Consider the following 17,529-nt stretch of genomic DNA (forward strand, 5'->3'; position numbering starts at 1 on the left):
ACCCTGGGCACATGCGGGTCCTCATGCTCGACGCGCCCCAGGCGATGCTCGATGAGCGCCGCCGGTTGGGTCACGACGTGCGCGACGAGATGTGGGACGGGGTACTGCACATGGTTCCGCCCCCGGGTGGCGCTCACCAGCATTTCGGGGCCACCTTCCTGATGCTCGTCGGCCCGGTCGCGTTGGCACGGGGTCTGCGGGCCCAGTACGAGACGGGGCTCTTCCGCACCGCCACCGACTACCGGGTACCTGACCTCGTCTTCTTCCGCCCCGAACATTTCTCCGAGCGAGGGGTGGAGGGCGCCGACCTCGTGCTCGAGATCCGCTCCGAGGACGACGAGACCTACGACAAGATCGACTTCTATGGACGCGTCGGGGTCCGCGAGATGATCGTCGCCCACCCCCACGAGCGGCGGGTGGAGCTGTTCCGGGCCCTCGGCGGCCGGCTCGTCCCCGTACAGCCCGGTGCCGAGGGCGAGCTCACGAGCGAGGTGCTCGGGATCGTCCTGCGCACCGTCGACGGGAAGCTGGAGATCTCCTGGTCCGGGGGCTCGGCCACGGTCTGAGCGCCCGCGGAACCCGGTGGCGCGCTGGGCCTAGTCTTGACCCATGAGTTCCCCCGTGCTGACCGCCGTGGCCTGGCCCTACGCCAACGGCCCCCGGCACATCGGCCACGTCTCCGGTATCGGTGTGCCCTCCGACGTCTTCTCGCGCTACCAGCGGATGGTCGGCAACCGGGTTCTCATGGTCTCCGGCAGCGACGAGCACGGCACCCCGATCCTGGTGCAGGCCGAGAAGGAGGGCCTGACGCCGCAGCAGACCGTGGACAAGTACCACCGCGTCATCGCGGAGGACCTGCGCGGGCTCGGCGTCACCTACGACCTCTACACGCGCACCACCACGGGCAACCACGCCGACGTCGTGCAGCAGATCTTCCTGGCGCTGCACCGCAACGGCTACATCGTCCCGAGGACCACCACCGGCGCGATCAGCCCGTCCACCGGACGCACCCTGCCCGACCGCTACGTCGAGGGCACCTGCCCCATCTGCGGTTACCCCCAGGCCCGGGGCGACCAGTGCGACAACTGCGGCAACCAGCTCGACGCCGCCGAGCTGATCAACCCGCGGTCGCGGATCAACGGCGAGGTGCCGGCGTTCGTCGAGACCGAGCACCTGTTCCTCGACCTGCCCGCGTTCACCGAGGCCCTCGGCAAGTGGCTGTCCACGAAGACGGGGTGGCGCCCCAACGTCCTGAACTTCACCAGGAACCTCGTCGACGACATGAGGCCGCGGCCGATCACCCGGGACCTCGACTGGGGTGTGAAGATCCCGCTCGACGGCTGGCGTGACCAGCCGCTCAAGAAGTTCTACGTGTGGTTCGACGCGGTGATCGGCTACTTCTCCGCCAGCGTGGAGTGGGCCCGGCGCACCGGCGACGCCGACGCGTGGAAGGCGTGGTGGAACGACCCCGACGCCGAGCACGTCTACTTCATGGGCAAGGACAACATCACGTTCCACGCCCAGATCTGGCCCGCTCTGCTGCTCGGCCACAACGGCCAGGGCGACCACGGCGGCGAGCCCGGGCCCTACGGCGTGCTCGACCTGCCCACGGAGATCGCCTCGAGCGAGTTCCTCACGATGAGCGGTTCGAAGTTCTCCACCTCGCGGGGCACCGTGATCTACCTCGGCGACGTCCTGCGCGACTTCGGTCCCGACAGCCTGCGGTACTTCATCTCGGCGGCCGGGCCGGAGACCCAGGACGTCGACTTCACGTGGGACGAGTTCGTCCGCCGGGTCAACTTCGAGCTGGCCAACGAGTGGGGCAACCTCGTCAACCGGTCGATCTCGATGGCGCACAAGAACAACGGCGCGATCCCCGCGCCCACCCGGCCGGCGGCGGCCGACGCCGAACTGCTTGCGCTGTCGAAGGCCGCCTTCGACACCGTGGGCGCGCATCTGCGCCGTTCGCGGTTCCGGGCCGGGATCAGCGAGGCGATGCGGGTGGTCTCCGCGGCCAACCGCTACCTGTCGGAGCAGGAGCCGTGGAAGCTCAAGGACGACCCGGACCGGCGCGACGCCGTGCTGCACACCGCACTGCAGGTCGTGCAGGACGCCAACACGCTGCTCACGCCGTTCCTGCCGCACTCGGCGCAGAAGGTGCACGAGGCGCTGGGCGGCACCGGGGTGTGGGCCGCCCAGCCGGAGCTGCTGGACGTCCCCGACCTGGACATCCCGGGCCGGATCAACCCGATCCTCACCGGCGACTACACCCGCGAGCAGGCGCGCTGGCAGTCGGTGCCGATCGAGGTGGGCCGCCCGCTGGCCAAGCCCACGCCGATCTTCACCAAGCTCGACCCCGAGCTGGGTGAGACCGGCCCCGAGTGGGCGCCGATCCTGAAGTGAGCGGCGCGCACGGGCGGCGCGAGCGGCCGCCCGCCCCCGAGCCGCTGCCCGCTCCGACCGTCGACGCGCACACCCACCTCGACGCCTGCGGGTGCGAGGACGCCGCCGACGTGGTGGCGGCGATGGACCGGGCCGCCGCCGTCGGCGTCACGCGCGCCGTCACGATCGCCGATGACCTCGCGTCCGCGCGCTGGGCGGTGCAGGCGGCGCACTGGGACGAGCGGGTGACCGCCGCGGTCGCCCTGCACCCGACCCGGACGGCCGCCGTGCCGGAGGAGTGGTTCGCGGAGATCGAGCGCCTCGCCGGCGACCCGCGGGTGGTCGCCGTGGGGGAGACGGGCCTCGACTACTACTGGGACCACTCCCCGCCCGCCGCGCAGCAGGAGTGGTTCCGGCGGCACATCGACCTCGCCAAGCGGATCGGCAAGCCGCTGATGATCCACGACCGGGACGCCCACGAGGACGTGCTGCGGATCCTGCGCGAGGAGGGGCCGCCGGAGACCGTCGTGTTCCACTGCTTCTCCGGCGACGCGGCGATGGCGCAGGAGTGCGCGGCGGCCGGGTACGTCCTGTCGTTCGCCGGCCCTGTGACCTTCCGCAACGCCCGTGACCTGCAGGAAGCGGCGGTCGTCGTGCCCGAGGAGCAGCTGCTCGTGGAGACCGATGCCCCGTTCCTCACCCCGCACCCCCACCGCGGCCGGGCCAACGAGCCGTACTGCCTCCCGTGGACCGTGCGCGGTCTCGCGGCGTTGCGCGGGGTCACGGACGAGCGGCTCGCCACGAGCGCTCGGCGTAACGCCGAACGGATCTTCGGCCTCGCCGACGTGCCACCTGCTGCGCACCCGTGGACGGGCGGCACGGACGGTGCTCGTTCGGCGTAGGCAGCGGGCCATTCGGCGCTGGCAAGTCATTTCGGTGAGCCATCGACCGTGACCGCCCGTTACGGTTCCGTGATCGCTAAAGCCGGGGTGGGGAACGCTCCCCAGCACAGCGGTCACGGTGGTCCGGGGCGCTCCCCCTGATCCATGCCTCCGGGCCACCGTGACCGGTGATTCCTCCCCTGCCCGGTCCGAACGAGGTCTGGATGCCAGTGGTCGACGTCTCTACTCGCGCGCGGCACCGTGCCCCGCGTGCTCGTGGGGGTGAGAAGGTCACCGCACCCCCGGTCGCGGTGCCGACGGAAGACCCCTACGCCGATTGGTACGGCGGCGGGGACACCGGCACGTTCCCCGCGTCGCCTGCCGAGCTGCTCGAGCAGTCCCGCAAGCCGGTCGCCGCCCCTGGCGAGTCCGCCACGGAGCGCACCACCAGGATCGCGGCCAGGAGCGCCGCCGGGCGGCACCAGGCGCCCGTGATGACGCGCCCGGCGCCCGGCACCGGCACGATCGACGCCAGGGCCATCGACGCCGGTGCCGATCCGGCGACCGGCCCGTTCGCCGTGATCCCCGCGCAGGAGGTCACCAGCCGGATCCGGCCGATCGACGACGACGTGACCGGGCCGATCCCGGTGGTCCCGGCCGTCGCGTCCCGGGTCGAGGCCGAGCCCCTCACCCAGCCGTTCGCAGCGGTGGTCGCGCCGGAGGCCGTCCCGGCCGCGGCGCCCGCGCCCACCCGGGCCGGTCGGCGCCGGCAGGCGGCCGCCCCCCGGCGGGCCCCGGCCCGGCTGCTGGTCCGCGGCACCGTGCTGGCCGTGCTCGTCGCGCTGGTGGGTGGCAGCGCCACCGCGCTGGCCATGGACAAGACCGTCACGATCACGGTCGACGGCCACGACCGCACCGTCCACACGTTCGGGTCCGACGTCGCCGCGGCGCTGGAGTCGGCCGGGCTCACCCCCGCCCCGCAGGACCGCGTGGAGCCCGCGCTGCCCACCGGGCTGAGCAACGGCGACCACGTCATCCTCAGCCGGGCCCGCAAGCTCACCCTGGTGGAGGGCACCTCCGAGCGTGAGGTCTGGACCACCGCCGCATCGGTGGGCGACGCGCTGAAGGTGCTCGGCGTCGACGCCACCCCGATCCAGATGTCGGCCGCTCCCGCCACCAGCATCCCGCTGGCCGGTCTCGCGCTGAAGCTGAACGTGCCGCGTTCCGTGTCGATCACCGACGGCACCGGGGCTCCCGCGGACGTCACCACCACGGCGGGCACCGTGGCCGGCCTGCTCGCCGAGCGCGGCATCCAGCTCGGCCCGGACGACGTCAGCGTGCCGCCCGGCGACACGCCGCTCACCGACGGCACGTCGGTGCAGGTCGTGCGCAACGGTGTCGGTGAGGTCGTCGTGGTCCGCGACATCCCGCCGCCGGAGGAGCTGATCGAGGACCCCGACATGCCGCGGGGCAAGCGTGTGGTCGTCGACAGGGGCGAGTCCGGCGAGCAGACGGCGATCATGCGGGTCTACGTGCAGAACGGCAAGGAGGTCCGGCGCGAGCAGGTGCGGGCCGGGAGCAGCACCGCGCCGAAGCCCCGCGTCGTGAAGGTCGGCACCAACGACGACATCCCGCAGGCACCGGCCATCTCCGACGGCAGCGTGTGGGACAGGCTCGCCGACTGCGAGGCCACCGGCAACTGGGCGATCAACACCGGCAACGGCTACTACGGCGGTCTCCAGTTCGACGCCGGCACCTGGCGCGCCTACGGCGGCGACGACTACGCGCCGCTGCCCCACCAGGCCAGCCGCGAGGAGCAGATCGCCGTCGGCACCAAGGTCCGCGACGACCGCGGCGGCTACGGCGCCTGGCCGGCCTGTGCCAGCAAGCTCGGCCTGCCCCGATGACACGGGCCGGTGCGGCCCGGTGCACGCTCCGAGGGTGACGGACGAACAGTCGCGGTTGCTGGGGCCCGCCGAGGTGCGGGCTCTGGCCGGGGAGCTGGGGCTGCGGCCGACGAAGCGGCTCGGGCAGAACTTCGTGCATGATCCCAACACGGTGCGCCGCATCGTCCGGGCCGCCGACCTCACGCCCGACGACGTCGTGCTCGAGGTCGGGCCGGGCCTCGGGTCGTTGACGCTCGCCCTGCTGCCCGCCGTGCGCGCGGTGCACGCCGTGGAGATCGATCCCGTGCTCGCCGCGCGGTTGCCGATGACCGCCGCCGAGCGGGCTCCGGCGCTGGCCGACCGGCTCACCGTCACCACGGCCGACGCGCTGCACGTGCTGGCCACCGACCTGGCCGGTCCCGTGCCCACCGCGATCGTCGCGAACCTCCCGTACAACGTCGGTGTGCCCGTGGTCCTGCACCTGCTGTCCCAGCTGCCGCAGCTGCGGCGCGGGCTGGTGATGGTGCAGTCCGAGGTGGCCGAACGGCTCGCCGCGCCGCCCGGCAGCAAGGCCTACGGGGTGCCGAGCGCGAAGCTGGCCTGGTACGCCTCCGCTCGCCGGGCGGGTCCGGTGCCGCGCGCCGTGTTCTGGCCCGTCCCGAACGTCGACTCCGGGCTGCTGGCCTTCGACCGCCGGGACCCGCCACCCGGCGACCGGGCCGAGGTGTTCCGGCTGATCGACGCCGCTTTCGCACAGCGCCGCAAGTCACTCCGGTCGGCCCTCGCCGGCTGGGCCGGCTCTCCCGCCGCGGCGGAGGACGCACTCCGAGCAGCGGGGATCGACCCGTCGGCACGGGCCGAGACGCTGGGTGTCGAGGCGTTCGCGGGCCTCGCCGCCGCCCGTGCCCGATCGTCACAGGGGCACTGACGGCGCGCCGCCACGGCGCGCACGTAGTGTTGGCGGGTGCTCGCAGCCGTCCCTCCCCCGGTCACCGTGCGCGTACCTGCGAAGATCAACCTGCATCTCGCCGTAGGACCACTGCGGGACGACGGCTACCACGACCTCGTCACGGTGTTCCACGCCGTGAGCCTCTTCGACGAGGTGTCCCTCGCGCCCAGTGACGCCCCGGGCATCGAGGTGCACGGAGAGGGCGTCGCCGAGGTGCCCGCCGACGAGACGAACCTCGCGTGGCGGGCCGTCCAGCTCCTGGCCGAGCGCGCCGACCGGGATCCGGACGTGCGGCTGGTGCTGCGCAAGGGCATTCCCGTCGCCGGTGGCATGGCGGGCGGCAGCGCCGACGCGGCCGCCGCGCTCGTCGGGTTGTCGTCGCTGTGGAAGCTCGACCTCTCCCGCGACGAGCTCTCGGTGCTGGCGGCGGAGCTCGGCAGCGACGTCACCTTCGCCCTCTACGGCGGCACCGCGCTGGGCACCGGCCGCGGCGAGCGGATCGTGCCGGTCCTGTCCCGACACCCGCAGCACTGGGTGATCGCCCTGCACCGCGGAGGGCTCTCGACACCGAGCGTCTTCCGGGAGCTCGACCGGCTGCGCGGTGACGAACCGCCGCCGGACCGCCCGGTCGAGCCGGTGCTGGAGGCGCTCGCCGGTGGCGACCCCCGCCAGCTCGCCCTCAGCCTGGGCAACGACCTGCAGGCGGCCGCCGTCAGCATGGCTCCCGACCTGCGGCGGACGCTGCGCGCCGGGGTCACGGCGGGTGCGCTGGCCGGGCTCGTCTCGGGTTCCGGGCCGACGTGCGCGTTCCTCTGTACCAGTGCCGACGCGGCCATCGACGTGGCCACCGAGCTGGCCGGCGTCGGCGTCTGCCGCACCGTCCGGGTGGCTCACGGACCGGTTCCCGGCGCCCGCGTGGTCGACCTGCACGAACCGCCGGGCCCGCCCACGTCCTGGCCTCCGGTGCGCGCCTGATGGCCCCGCGCGTATCGGCCCAGAACCTGGTGAACCTCGAGTCGGTCACCGCCCACGTCCCCGGTGACGCCTCCCGGGTCCTGCTCGACGCCGTGTCGCTGGGCGTGGAGCGCGGGGAGCGGGTCGGTGTCGTCGGGCTCAACGGTGGCGGCAAGACCACGCTGCTCGACATCATCACCGGCGACCGAGCCCCCGACGGCGGGCGGGTCAGCCGCGTCGGCGGCCTGAATCTCGCCCACCTCGCGCAGGGCGACACCCTGCCGAAGGGCGCCCGCGTCCGTGACGTCGTGCTCTCCGCGTGGGACGGGGCAGCCGACCACGAGTGGGCTGCCGACGCCAAGGTCCGCGACGTGCTCGACGGACTGGGCATCGGCGACCTCGAACGCAGCGTCGAGGGACTGTCCGGAGGGGAGAAGCGGCGGGTGGCGCTGGCCGCGGCCCTCGTCGGCGACCCCGACCTCGTCGTGCTCGACGAGCCCACCAACCATCTCGACGTCGAGGGCATCGGGTGGCTCGCCGGGCACCTGCTGTCGCGCCGCTGCGGCGTCGTGGTCGTCACGCACGACCGGTGGTTCCTCGACGCGGTCTGCACCCGTACCTGGGAGGTCGCGAACGGGCGCGTGGAGAGCTACCTCGGCGGCTACGCCGACTGGGTCTACGCGCGCGCCGAGCGCTCCCGGCAGGCGGACGCGGCAGAGGCCCGCAGGCAGAACCTCGCCCGCAAGGAGCTGGCCTGGCTGCGCCGCGGCGCGCCCGCGCGCACGTCGAAGCCGCGGTTCCGGATCGAGGCGGCCGAGGCGCTGATCGCCGACGTCCCACCGCCCCGCAACTCCGTCGAGCTGCTCGGGTTCGCCACCAACCGGCTCGGCCGCACGGTGCTGGAGCTCGAGGACGCCACAGCCGAGATCGCCGGACGCACGCTGCTCGACCACGTCACCTGGCGCCTCGGGCCCGGCGACCGCGTCGGCATCGTCGGCGTCAACGGCTCCGGGAAGACCACCCTGCTGCGCACGCTCACCGGTGAACGTCCGTTGCAGGGCGGCAAGCTGGTCAAGGGCACCACGGTGCAGCTGGCGGAGCTCAGCCAGGAGCTCGTCGACCTGCCGAAGGACATGCGCGTGCTGGAGGCCACCGAGCAGGTGGCGAAGTACGTCCGGCTCGGCAAGCTGGAGCTGACGGCGTCGTCGGTGCTGGAGCGGCTCGGGTTCCCCGCGGCCCGGCAGTGGACGCCGGTCGGGCAGCTCTCCGGTGGCGAGCGCCGCCGCCTGCAGCTCACCCGGCTGCTCATGGCGGAGCCCAACGTCCTGCTCCTCGACGAGCCCACCAACGACCTCGACGTCGACACGCTCTCGCGGCTCGAGGACCTGCTCGACGGCTGGCCGGGCACGCTCGTCGTCGTCAGCCACGACCGCTACCTCGTGGAGCGGGCCTGTGACACGGTGGTCGCCCTGTTCGGCGACGGGAAGATCACGCACCTGCCCGGCGGGATCGAGGAGTACCTGCAGCGTCGCGCCGCGGCCGGCAAGCAGGCCACGGGCCTGTCCGCGGTCCCGGCCGGGTCGGCGCCTGCGAAGCCGGCGTCGAACGCCGCCGACCAGCGCGCCGCGCGCAAGGAGGCCTCCCGGCTGGAGCGCCGGATGACGGCGCTGAGCAAGCGCGAGAAGCAGCTGCACGAGGAGCTGGCCGCCGCCGCCACCGACCCGGCCCGGCTCCTCCAGCTCGACGCCGAGCTCAAGGCGGTGCTCGCCGAGCAGGAGACGGTCGAGCTCGACTGGCTGGCCGCTGCGGAGATCGCCGAGTCCTAGCGTCTCTCCGGTCCGGTTGATCCGGAGATCCGCCGATCGATCGATTCGGCCTGATGGGCCGCCCCCCTAGCGTCTGCCGTGGACCTTGGGGGGACGAAGATGACGACGATCACGAGCCCGGCACCCGCGCGGGCGCTACCGGCTTTTGCCCGCGGCCCGGTGCTGCTGGTGGCAGCCGCAGTCGGGGTGCTGCTCACCGCGGTGAGCGGCCGCTACGGCTACTTCGGCGACGAGCTGTACTTCATCGCGGCGGGGCACCACCTGGCCTGGGGCTACGCCGACCAGCCGCCGCTGCTGCCGCTGATCGCGCTGGCGATGGACACCATCGCTCCGGGGTCGGTCGCGGTGCTGCGCATCCCGGCCACCCTCGCGACAGTGGCCGGGGTCGTGCTCGCGGCACTGCTGGCCCGCGAGTTCGGGGGCGGCAGGCGCGCCCAGCTGCTCGCGGCAGGTGCCTACGCGCTGTCGCCGAACTTCCTGGCCACCGGGCACCTGCTGGCCACCTCGACGCTCGACCCGGCGCTGTGGACGGCGCTGACCTGGTTGCTCGTGCGGTGGGTGCGCACCAGGGCCGACGGGCTGTTGATCGCCGCCGCGCTCGTCACAGCGGTCGCGCTGCAGGTGAAGTTCCTCGTCGGGGCGTTCTGGGTCGTCGCGATCGTGGCCGTGCTCGTGTTCGGTCCGCGCGACCTGCTGCGCAGGCCCGCGCTCTGGCTGGGCGGTGCGGTCGCGGTGCTCACCACCGTGCCGACCCTCGTCTGGCAGGCGCAGAACGGATGGCCGCAGCTGGGCATGAGCCGTGCGGTGGCCGCCGAGAGCGTCTACGCCGGCGGGATGATCGGCTTCCTGCCGGTGGGGCTGCTCATGGTCGGGTTCCTGGTCGGCTCGGTGCTGGCCGTGCACGGAGTGGGACGGCTGCTCGCCGATCCGGCGTACCGGTTCCTCGGGGTCACGGCGCTCGGTGTCACCCTGATCTTCCTGGTGAGCGGCGGGCGCCCGTACTACATCGCCGGGATGTTCCCGGTGCTCTGGGCGGCGTCGGCGGCCGCGATCGAGCAGCGCAGGCCGGCCGTCTGGTGGCGGTGGGTGCCGACGTGGCCGGTCTACGCGGTGACGGCGGTCCTCGTCCTCGGAGTCCTCCATGTGCTGCCGATCAAGCCGGTCTCGGCCCACGCCGACCAGCCGCTGATGATCGGCAACTTCCAGCTCGACGAGATCGGCTGGCCGCAGACGGTGGACGACGTGGTGGCCGCGCACCGCGCGCTGCCCCCGGAGACCGCGCGGAACGCCGTGGTGGTCACCGGGGACTACTGGACGGTGTCGGCGATCCAGCACTACGCGCCGGACCTGCCCGCATACAGCGCGCACCGGGGCGCCGCGTGGTTCGGCACGCCGCCGGAGGACTCCGGCGCGGTGCTCGTCGTCGGTGACCCGACCTCACTGGCACCGGCCTTCGACCGCGTCACGCAGGTGGGCGCCATGGACAACGACGTGCGCGTCACCAACCTCGTGCAGGGGACTCCGATCTTCCTGCTCGAAGGGCGGAACCGCGCCTGGGCCGAGATCTGGCCGACGATCCGGCGGCTCTGAGCCCGTGGTCAGGCCGCCGAGAGCGCGGCCACCAGGTCGGGGGTGCGGCCGAGCAGCACGGCCGTCGCGATCGGGTCCATGTAGTCGTCGTAGCTGATGATCTCGCCGTCGCGCACCCGGATCACGCCGAGTGCGCGGAACCGGTACGGGCCGCCGGTGGCGTGCGAGTGCCCGTGGTGCTCGATCTCGGCCACCACGACCTCGGGGTCGTCGGTGTCGCGGACCACCACGTCGACGCCCTCGATCCGGAACATCTCCCGCCGCCCGGAGGCGGCGCCGTGATAGGCCCGGATCGCGTCCCGGCCGCGCAGCTCGCGCGGCATCCCGGGCGGGGCGAAGGGATAGGTGAGCACCCCGTCGGCGGCGAAGAGGTCGGCGAACACGACGCCCTCCCCGGCCACCATGCGACGTACCTGCTCGACGACTTCCCGAGGACTGCGGCTCATGACTCCTCCTAGAATCGGAACGGTGACCCCGCTTCGACGATACGGAACGTGCGCCCCGCTTCGCTACCCACCTGCGGCGTGCGGTCGTGGCTGACCGGCCGTTGCGCGCGGACGCCCGCCGCAACCGGGACCGGGTGCTCGCAGCCGCCGACGCGGCCTTCGGAGAGCGGGGGTTCGGCGTGCCGCTCGACGAGATCGCGGCAGCGGCTGGCGTCGGCCCGGGCACGGTCTACCGGCACTTCCCGACGAAGGAAGCGCTCTTCGAGGCCGTCTCCCTCGCCCGGGTGCAGGACCTCGTGGCGGACGCGCAGGCCCGCGCCACCGCCACCGATCCCGGGTCGGCCTTCGACGGTTTCCTCACCCGGCTCGCCGAGGAGGCCGACCGCAAGCGCGACCTGCCCGACGCGCTCGCCGGGGCCGGGGCGCGTGGAATGTCCGATGCCGTCGCCGAACTGCAGGCTGCGCTGGATGTACTGCTGGCGCGGGCCCAGACGGCCGGAGCCGTACGCGGCGACGTCACCGTCCCGGACCTGATCGCGCTGCTCAAAGGGCTGTTGCAGGTGGTCGGGACCGACTCGGATCCGGCGCTGGGTCGACGCGTCTTCGCAGTGGTGCGGGACGGGCTGAGACCTCAGCAGGGATGAGGATCAACCTTTCGACCGATCCGCGCCGAGGGGGACTGTCCTAACGTGACAGCGGTGCGGCCGGGTCGGGGGACCCGGAGGGGAGCACCGCACAGCACGACCGGCCCACCGCCGATCGACGGCGGCGGCGGGCCGGTCGGCACCCCCGCGGCACAGCCAGAAGAACCCCGCGGCGACGCGAGCCCCCACCCCCGCGAGTCGCCCGAAATCGGCGCGCGAGTCGCCCGAAACGAGCCCGCGAGTCGCCCGGAATCGTTCCGCGAGTCGCCCGGAACGGTCCCGCGAGTCGCCCGAAACGGGCCCGCGAGTCGCCCGGAACGGTCCCGCGAGTCGCCCATTCCTGCGGCGTTGGCATCTGCCCGAAGCAGCCGACCGACCCGCTGCGTGCCCATCCCGCTGGCGAGTCGTTCGGTGACGAGTGGGGCAGCGTGTGCGGTGGAAGGGCGACTCGGCCTCCCGATCGGGGCGACTCGCGGGTTCAGATGGCGGTGATCGATCCGAGATCCGACTCTTGGCCCTGTGGAGGGCGGATAGCCGGATCTCGCGACGATCATCGGGAGAAGGCCGCAGGATCGGGGCGACTCGGGCGCGAGAACTGGGCGACTCGCGGGTGCGGCGGGGCGAAGCGCGCGCCGGGACGGGATCCGGGCGACTCGCGGAACCAGACCGGGCGACTCGCGGTACCAGACCGGGCGACTCGCGGTACCAGACCGGGCGACTCGCGGGCTGGGATCGGGCGACTCGCGGGCTGGGATCGGGCGACTCGCGGGCGGGGGAGGGGTGAGGTCAGGGGGGTGTCAGGGGGTGTCAGGGTGGTGTGGGTGGCGTGTCAGCGGTCCGGCGCACTGTCACCGCATGGAATCCGTCATCCGGGTCGAGGGCCTGGTCAAGAGGTTCGGGGGAACGACGGCACTGGCCGGCGTCGACCTCGTCGCGAAACAGGGTGGTGTGCTCGGGCTGCTGGGACCCAACGGCTCCGGCAAGACCACCACCGTGCGGGTGCTGTCCACCCTGCTGCGGCCGGACGCGGGTCGCGCGAGTGTGCTCGGGCACGACGTCGTCGCCGAGGCGGCTGCCGTGCGCAGGCAGATCGGGCTGACCGGGCAGTACGCGGCGGTGGACGAGGCGCTGTCGGGTACGGACAACCTCGTGCTGGTCGCGCGTCTGCTCGACCTGCCCCGGCGGGTCGCCCGCGCCCGCGCCGCGGAACTGGTGGAGCGGTTCGGGCTGACCGAGGCGGCCGGCAGACGGGTCCGCACCTACTCGGGCGGTATGCGGCGCAGGCTCGACCTCGCTGTCAGCCTGATCGGCCGGCCGCGGGTCCTGTTCCTCGACGAGCCGACGACCGGCCTGGATCCGCGGCACCGCAACGAGGTGTGGGACAGCGTGCGGGCGCTCGCCGCCGAGGGCGTGACGGTGCTGCTGACCACGCAGTACCTCGAGGAAGCCGACCAGCTCGCCGACGACCTCGTCGTCCTCGACCGAGGCCGGGTGATCGCTGCGGGCACGCCCGCCACCTTGAAGGCGGAGGTCGGCGGGCAGCGCTTGCACGTGCGACCGATGCACCGGGCCGACCTGCCGCTCGTGACCGCGTTGATCGCCGAGCTGGCCCCCGGGCTCGAGCAGCCCACCGTCGATCCCGGCGGCGAGGTCATCGTGCCCGCGGGCGACCCCGGCCTGCTGCACCGCGTCGGAGCCCGGCTCGACGAGGCCGGTGTGACCGTCGCCGAGCTGGGTCTGCGGCTGCCCAGCCTCGACGACGTGTTCCTGACCCTGACCGGACGAGCCGCTGACGCGGCCGCCATCACCGAGGAGGCGGCATGAGCACCGCTACCACCGCTACCACCGCGCGACCGGCCCCGCCCCACCCGAGGGGCGACGTGGTCGAGACCCCGGTCCGCCATGTCCCCTCGGCGCTGCGCCACGGCGTGACACTCGCCTGGCGTGGTGTCGTCAAGACGATCCACTCGCCGGAGGCATTGCTCGACGTCACCCTGCAGCCGGTCATCTTCCTGCTGCTGTTCGTCTACGTCTTCGGCGGCGCGATCTCCGGCGACACCAGCACCTACCTGCAGTTCGCGTTGCCCGGCGTGCTCGTGCAGACCATCGTGTTCGCCTCAGCGGGCACGGGTGTGGCGCTCGCGGAGGACCTGCACACCGGCATCTTCGACCGGTTCCGCAGCCTGCCGATCTCGCGTACCGCGCCGTTGCTGGGTGCGATCGGCGCGGACCTGGTGCGCTACCTGACCTCGGGCGTGATCATGCTGGTCTTCGGTGTGATCCTAGGCTTCCGGTTCGGCACCGGGCCGGTTGCCGTGGTGGCCGCGCTCGGCCTGGTCATGGTGTTCGCCTTCGCGCTGTGCTGGGTGTTCACCGCGCTGGCGATGGTGGTCAAGTCGCCCCGGTCGGTGCAGGGTCTCGGCGCGCTGGTCATGCTGCCGATCACGTTCGGCAGCAACGTCTTCGTCCCGGCCTCGACGATGCCCTCCTGGCTGCGCTGGTTCGTCGAGCTCAACCCGGTCTCGAAGATCGCGGACGCCGTGCGGGGGCTGCTCGTCGGTGGCCCGGTCGCGGTCCCGGCGACGGCCGGGCTGGTCGCTGCCGCGGTCATCGTCGTGATCTTCGCGCCGCTCGCGGTGGCGCTCTACCAGCGCAGGACCTGACCGGCGCCTGGCCGTTCCGCCACGTCGAGGGGGCGTGGCGGGACGGCCGCACCGGTCACGGTCGGCGAGCCTCGACCTCGCTCCGGGCATCCCTGCGTTCCCCGCCCGTCTCCTCCGCGTGGTTCGACGACCCGAGGACGGCGGGCAGCCCCCGCAGCTCGGCCGCCCGGGCGACGACCTCCGTCAGGGCCGCCAGCCCGTCGGCGCGTGGCAGGTCCCGGCCGCGCCGCATCAGCTGGTCCGCGGCCTCCGGCCCCAACGCGTCACTGACGCCGTCCCGGACGGCCAGCACCTCGGGGTTGCCGCGGTCGATCGCCCCGCGCTGAGCGGCCGCGATCCCGAGCAACAAGCCGGCGCACTCGGCATCCCCGTCGGCCAGTACGACCTGCGCGGCGACCTCGGCCACCGCCGCGGCGACGGGGCCGTCGCGGCTCTCCACCGCCGCGGCGACGGCATCGCGGAGCGCTGCTCTGGACGCCTGCCGGTCACCGGCCGTGAGCTCGACGGCGGCCCGCGTCATCGCGAGGAACGCCCATCGCTGCGGTGCTCCGGGGCCCGCGGAGCCCATTTCGGTGGCGGCACCGGCGAGGTGTGCCCGTGCCGCGTCGAGGTCGCCTGCCAACCGTTCGACCTGCGCCGACGAGATCGCCAGGACACCTCCCAAGCCGAACGGCCCCTTGGTCAGCGCTCTCGCCTGCTCCAGCACCTTCCGCGCCGTGCCGAGGTCGCCGCGCCGGGCCGCGAGCGACGCACGCTTGGACATGAAATGGGGCAGGTCGTCGTCGTTGCCCAGCTCGGTTGCCAGCGCGATCGCCTCGTCGTACGCGCGGGCGGCGGCGTCGTGCTCGCCTGCGATGTCCTCCAGCTCGCCGAGCGAGTGGACGACCATGCCCAGCCCGAAGCGGTCTCCCGTACGGATGAACAGCTCGTGCGCAGCGCGGACGTAACGGCGCTGGTCGTCGAGCAGGCCATCGTTCTCGGCGATCTGGGCCCGCATCTGCAGCGCGAAGGCCCGCACCCACGGATCGGGGGAGACGGCGGAGAGTTGTTCGATCGGGGCGGCGTCGGCGCGGGAGAACAGCGTGGAGACCGGTCCGAGCAGCTCGAGCAGGGGTGGCAGTGGGCGGGGGAGCCCGGCGGCGAGCGCGAGCGCCGTCTCGACGGCCTGTGCCGCCGCAGGCAGGTTGCCCCGGCCCACCCGGACGAGCGCGAGGAACGCGGTGTTCATGGCTCGGGCCCGCAACGGGGCCGGGCCCGTGAGCAGCTGCACCGCCTCCACCCAGCGCTCGACCTCGTCGAACAGGCCGCGCTCGATCCACGACCACGCCATGGCCGCCACCAGCCGGTGGGCGGTGGCCGCGTCGGAGGCGGTCACGGCTCGCCGCAGCACGATGTCGATCTCGTCGGCCTCGGCCCGCAGCCGTACCAACCAGTGGAGCTGCTCGGCGCCGCGCAGGAGGGGCTCGGCCGCCTCCGCCAGCTCGAGCACGACGGCAGCATGGGTTGCCTGCGCGGCGGCGCGCTCGCCCGCCTCGTCGAGGCGCTCGCCCGCGTACTCCCGGATCGTCTCCAACATCCGGTAGCGCGTGTTCCCCTCGTTCTGCGGGACGGCGACGACCAGTGACTTGTCGACGAGCGCCGCGAGCAGCTCGAACACCTCGCCCGGAGCAGGGCCGGGCGCCCCGGAGCAGACCCGCTCGGCCGCGGTGACGGTGGCCCCGCCCGCGAAGACGGCCAGCCGGCGGGCCACCGCACGCTCCGGCTCGGTGAGCAGGTCCCAGCTCCAGTCGACCACCGCGCGCAGCGTCTGGTGGCGGGGCAGCGCCGTCCTCGAACCGGAGGTGAGCAACCGGAACCGGTCGTCGAGCCTGGTGGCGATCTCCGCAGGGGCCAGGGAGCGCAGCCGGGCCGCGGCCAGCTCGATGGGCAGCGGCTGCCCGTCGAGCCTGCGGCAGATCTCGACGACGGCCTCCTCGACGTCCGGGGTCAGGGCGAAGCCGGGACGCACCGCGGTCGCCCGGTCGACGAAGAGCCGGACGGCGTCGGAGGGGGCCAGCGCCTCGACGGGGTGCAGGACCTCTCCGGGAACTCCGAGCGGCTCCCGGCTGGTGGCCAGCACCCGCAACCGCGGGCACGCGTGTAGCAGCGTCTCGGCGAGTACCGCCACGCCGTCCACGAGGTGCTCGCAGTTGTCCAGGACGAGCACGAGGTCGCGGCCGCCGAGCACCGTGACGAGCCGGTCCGTGGTCGGCGGCCCGACGTCGTCCTGGGTGCGCAGCTGCAGCTCGGGGCCACCGGCCGCGGTGAGCACGGCGGCCGGGAGCTGGTCGGCGGTGGTCAGCGCGGCGAGCTCGGCGACCATCGAGCCGGAGGCACCGGAGGCGACGGCCTCCCGCGCGAGCCGCGTCTTCCCGGCGCCTCCCGGACCGGTGAGTGTCACCAGTCGTGTGGTGCGGAGCAGGTCGCGGATCCGGTCGACGTCGCGGCTCCGGCCGACGAAGCTGCTGATCGGGGCGGTCGGCTGGGGCGGTGGAGGTGCGGCGACCAGCGGTTTCCGCGCCGGGGTGGCATCGCCGCGCAGTACGGCGAGGCGGGCCGCCTCGAGCTCGGCGCCCGGATCGACGCCGAGCTCATCGGCGAGGCGGGACCGGGTGCCGTCCAGCACGGCGAGGGCGTCGGCCTGCCTCCCGTCGGCGTGCAGCGCGCGGGCCAGCAGCACCGCGGTGCTCTCGCGCAGCGGAGCGGCGTCGAGCTGGACGCGCAGGGCGTCGATCTCGGCGGCCGCGTTCCCGAGCCGCAGCCCGAGCCGCGCCCGCCGCTCGACGGCCACGGCTCGGCGCTCGGTCAGCCGGTGGGCCACCGGCCGGGCGAACGGCAGGTCGAGCACGTCGGCGAGCGCGGGCCCGTCCCACAGCGCGACGGCCTGTCCGAGAAGGGTGTGCGCCTCCGTCTCGCCTGCCGCGTCGGCCGCCGTGACCAGTGCCGTGAACCGCAGCGCGTCGACGGCGTCGGGTGGCACCCGCAGCCGGTAGCCGCGGGCCGCGGTGTCGACGAGGTCGGCCCCGATCGCGCGCCGCAGCCGGGACACGAGCGCCTGCAGCGCGTTGACCGCCGCATCGGGCGGGGTCTCGCCCCACAGGTCGTCCACGAGCTCGCTCGCCGCGACCGCTCGCCCGGCGTCGAGCGCGAGCCGGGCCAGCAACCCGCGCAGGCGCGGGCCGCCGAGCGGCACCGGCCCCGGATCGCCTCCGTGGTCGGTGCCGTCCGGCCACACCTCGACGGCGCCGAGCAGCGTGATCCGCACCCGA

13 protein-coding genes are annotated in these 17,529 nt (G+C 73.6%); 11 read left to right on the top strand and 2 right to left on the bottom strand.

The genetic code is table 11. The features are described 5' to 3' along the window. The first annotated feature begins 11 nt into the window (after positions 1-11). From ACQPZA_RS03720 to ACQPZA_RS03755, 8 genes are all read left to right on the top strand, one after another. Positions 12-566 carry a Uma2 family endonuclease gene (locus tag ACQPZA_RS03720; protein ID WP_433278387.1) on the top strand — a complete coding sequence of 185 codons (555 nt, stop codon included), beginning with the start codon at positions 12-14 and terminating at the stop codon, positions 564-566. Between the two features lie 43 nt (positions 567-609). Next, on the top strand, positions 610-2,403 hold the full coding sequence (gene metG, locus ACQPZA_RS03725; protein ID WP_433278389.1) for a methionine--tRNA ligase: 1,794 nt from the start codon (positions 610-612) through the stop codon (positions 2,401-2,403). Then, the gene (locus tag ACQPZA_RS03730) at positions 2,400-3,284 is read left to right on the top strand and encodes a TatD family hydrolase (RefSeq protein WP_433278391.1); all 885 of its coding nucleotides are present in this window, start codon (positions 2,400-2,402) and stop codon (positions 3,282-3,284) included. The genes metG and ACQPZA_RS03730 overlap by 4 nt, the downstream gene beginning before the upstream one ends. Positions 3,285-3,574: 290 nt before the next feature. Continuing rightward, the gene (locus ACQPZA_RS03735; RefSeq protein WP_433278393.1) at positions 3,575-5,170 is read left to right on the top strand and encodes a transglycosylase family protein; all 1,596 of its coding nucleotides are present in this window, start codon (positions 3,575-3,577) and stop codon (positions 5,168-5,170) included. Positions 5,171-5,204: 34 nt separating this feature from the next. Beyond that, positions 5,205-6,077 carry a 16S rRNA (adenine(1518)-N(6)/adenine(1519)-N(6))-dimethyltransferase RsmA gene (rsmA, locus tag ACQPZA_RS03740; RefSeq protein ID WP_433278396.1) on the top strand — a complete coding sequence of 291 codons (873 nt, stop codon included), beginning with the start codon at positions 5,205-5,207 and terminating at the stop codon, positions 6,075-6,077. A 36-nt stretch (positions 6,078-6,113) separates the two neighbouring features. After that, positions 6,114-7,073 carry a 4-(cytidine 5'-diphospho)-2-C-methyl-D-erythritol kinase gene (locus tag ACQPZA_RS03745; protein ID WP_169399100.1) on the top strand — a complete coding sequence of 320 codons (960 nt, stop codon included), beginning with the start codon at positions 6,114-6,116 and terminating at the stop codon, positions 7,071-7,073. Continuing rightward, entirely contained in the window at positions 7,073-8,878 is a 1,806-nt protein-coding gene (locus tag ACQPZA_RS03750) for an ABC-F family ATP-binding cassette domain-containing protein (RefSeq protein WP_169399101.1), read from the top strand. Before ACQPZA_RS03745 ends, ACQPZA_RS03750 begins: the two co-directional genes overlap by 1 nt. Before the next feature lie 99 nt (positions 8,879-8,977). Continuing rightward, positions 8,978-10,468 carry a glycosyltransferase family 39 protein gene (locus ACQPZA_RS03755; protein ID WP_169399102.1) on the top strand — a complete coding sequence of 497 codons (1,491 nt, stop codon included), beginning with the start codon at positions 8,978-8,980 and terminating at the stop codon, positions 10,466-10,468. A gap of 8 nt (positions 10,469-10,476) precedes the next feature. Here ACQPZA_RS03755 and ACQPZA_RS03760 read toward each other — a convergent pair whose 3' ends face one another. Continuing rightward, on the bottom strand, positions 10,477-10,914 hold the full coding sequence (locus ACQPZA_RS03760; RefSeq protein ID WP_433278399.1) for a nuclear transport factor 2 family protein: 438 nt from the start codon (positions 10,912-10,914) through the stop codon (positions 10,477-10,479). An 86-nt stretch (positions 10,915-11,000) separates the two neighbouring features. On the opposite strand from ACQPZA_RS03760, the gene ACQPZA_RS03765 reads away from it, so the two are divergent. From ACQPZA_RS03765 to ACQPZA_RS03775, 3 genes are all read left to right on the top strand, one after another. Further along, positions 11,001-11,558: a TetR/AcrR family transcriptional regulator gene (locus tag ACQPZA_RS03765; RefSeq protein WP_312859434.1), complete on the top strand. Its 558-nt coding sequence runs from the start codon at positions 11,001-11,003 to the stop codon at positions 11,556-11,558. Between the two features lie 855 nt (positions 11,559-12,413). Beyond that, positions 12,414-13,382 (top strand): ATP-binding cassette domain-containing protein, encoded by a 969-nt coding sequence (locus ACQPZA_RS03770; RefSeq protein WP_433278401.1) that lies wholly within the window; start codon positions 12,414-12,416, stop codon positions 13,380-13,382. Then, complete coding sequence (locus ACQPZA_RS03775) at positions 13,379-14,221, top strand: ABC transporter permease (protein ID WP_169399328.1); 843 nt, start codon at positions 13,379-13,381, stop codon at positions 14,219-14,221. Before ACQPZA_RS03770 ends, ACQPZA_RS03775 begins: the two co-directional genes overlap by 4 nt. 55 nt (positions 14,222-14,276) lie before the next feature. On the opposite strand, the gene ACQPZA_RS03780 is transcribed toward ACQPZA_RS03775, so the two are convergent. After that, positions 14,277-17,525 (bottom strand): BTAD domain-containing putative transcriptional regulator, encoded by a 3,249-nt coding sequence (locus ACQPZA_RS03780; RefSeq protein ID WP_433278403.1) that lies wholly within the window; start codon positions 17,523-17,525, stop codon positions 14,277-14,279. Between the last annotated feature and the right edge of the window lie 4 nt (positions 17,526-17,529).

Source organism: Pseudonocardia xinjiangensis (genome assembly GCF_050948425.1).
Taxonomy (GTDB): domain Bacteria; phylum Actinomycetota; class Actinomycetes; order Mycobacteriales; family Pseudonocardiaceae; genus Pseudonocardia; species Pseudonocardia xinjiangensis.

Coding starts and splice junctions, on each gene's coding strand:
- ACQPZA_RS03770 (WP_433278401.1), top strand. CDS start 12,414: ATGGAATCCGTCATCCGGGTCGAGGGCCTGGTCAAGAGGTTCGGGGGA.
- metG (WP_433278389.1), top strand. CDS start 610: ATGAGTTCCCCCGTGCTGACCGCCGTGGCCTGGCCCTACGCCAACGGC.
- ACQPZA_RS03760 (WP_433278399.1), bottom strand. CDS start 10,914: ATGAGCCGCAGTCCTCGGGAAGTCGTCGAGCAGGTACGTCGCATGGTG.
- ACQPZA_RS03775 (WP_169399328.1), top strand. CDS start 13,379: ATGAGCACCGCTACCACCGCTACCACCGCGCGACCGGCCCCGCCCCAC.
- ACQPZA_RS03720 (WP_433278387.1), top strand. CDS start 12: ATGCGGGTCCTCATGCTCGACGCGCCCCAGGCGATGCTCGATGAGCGC.
- ACQPZA_RS03750 (WP_169399101.1), top strand. CDS start 7,073: ATGGCCCCGCGCGTATCGGCCCAGAACCTGGTGAACCTCGAGTCGGTC.
- ACQPZA_RS03755 (WP_169399102.1), top strand. CDS start 8,978: ATGACGACGATCACGAGCCCGGCACCCGCGCGGGCGCTACCGGCTTTT.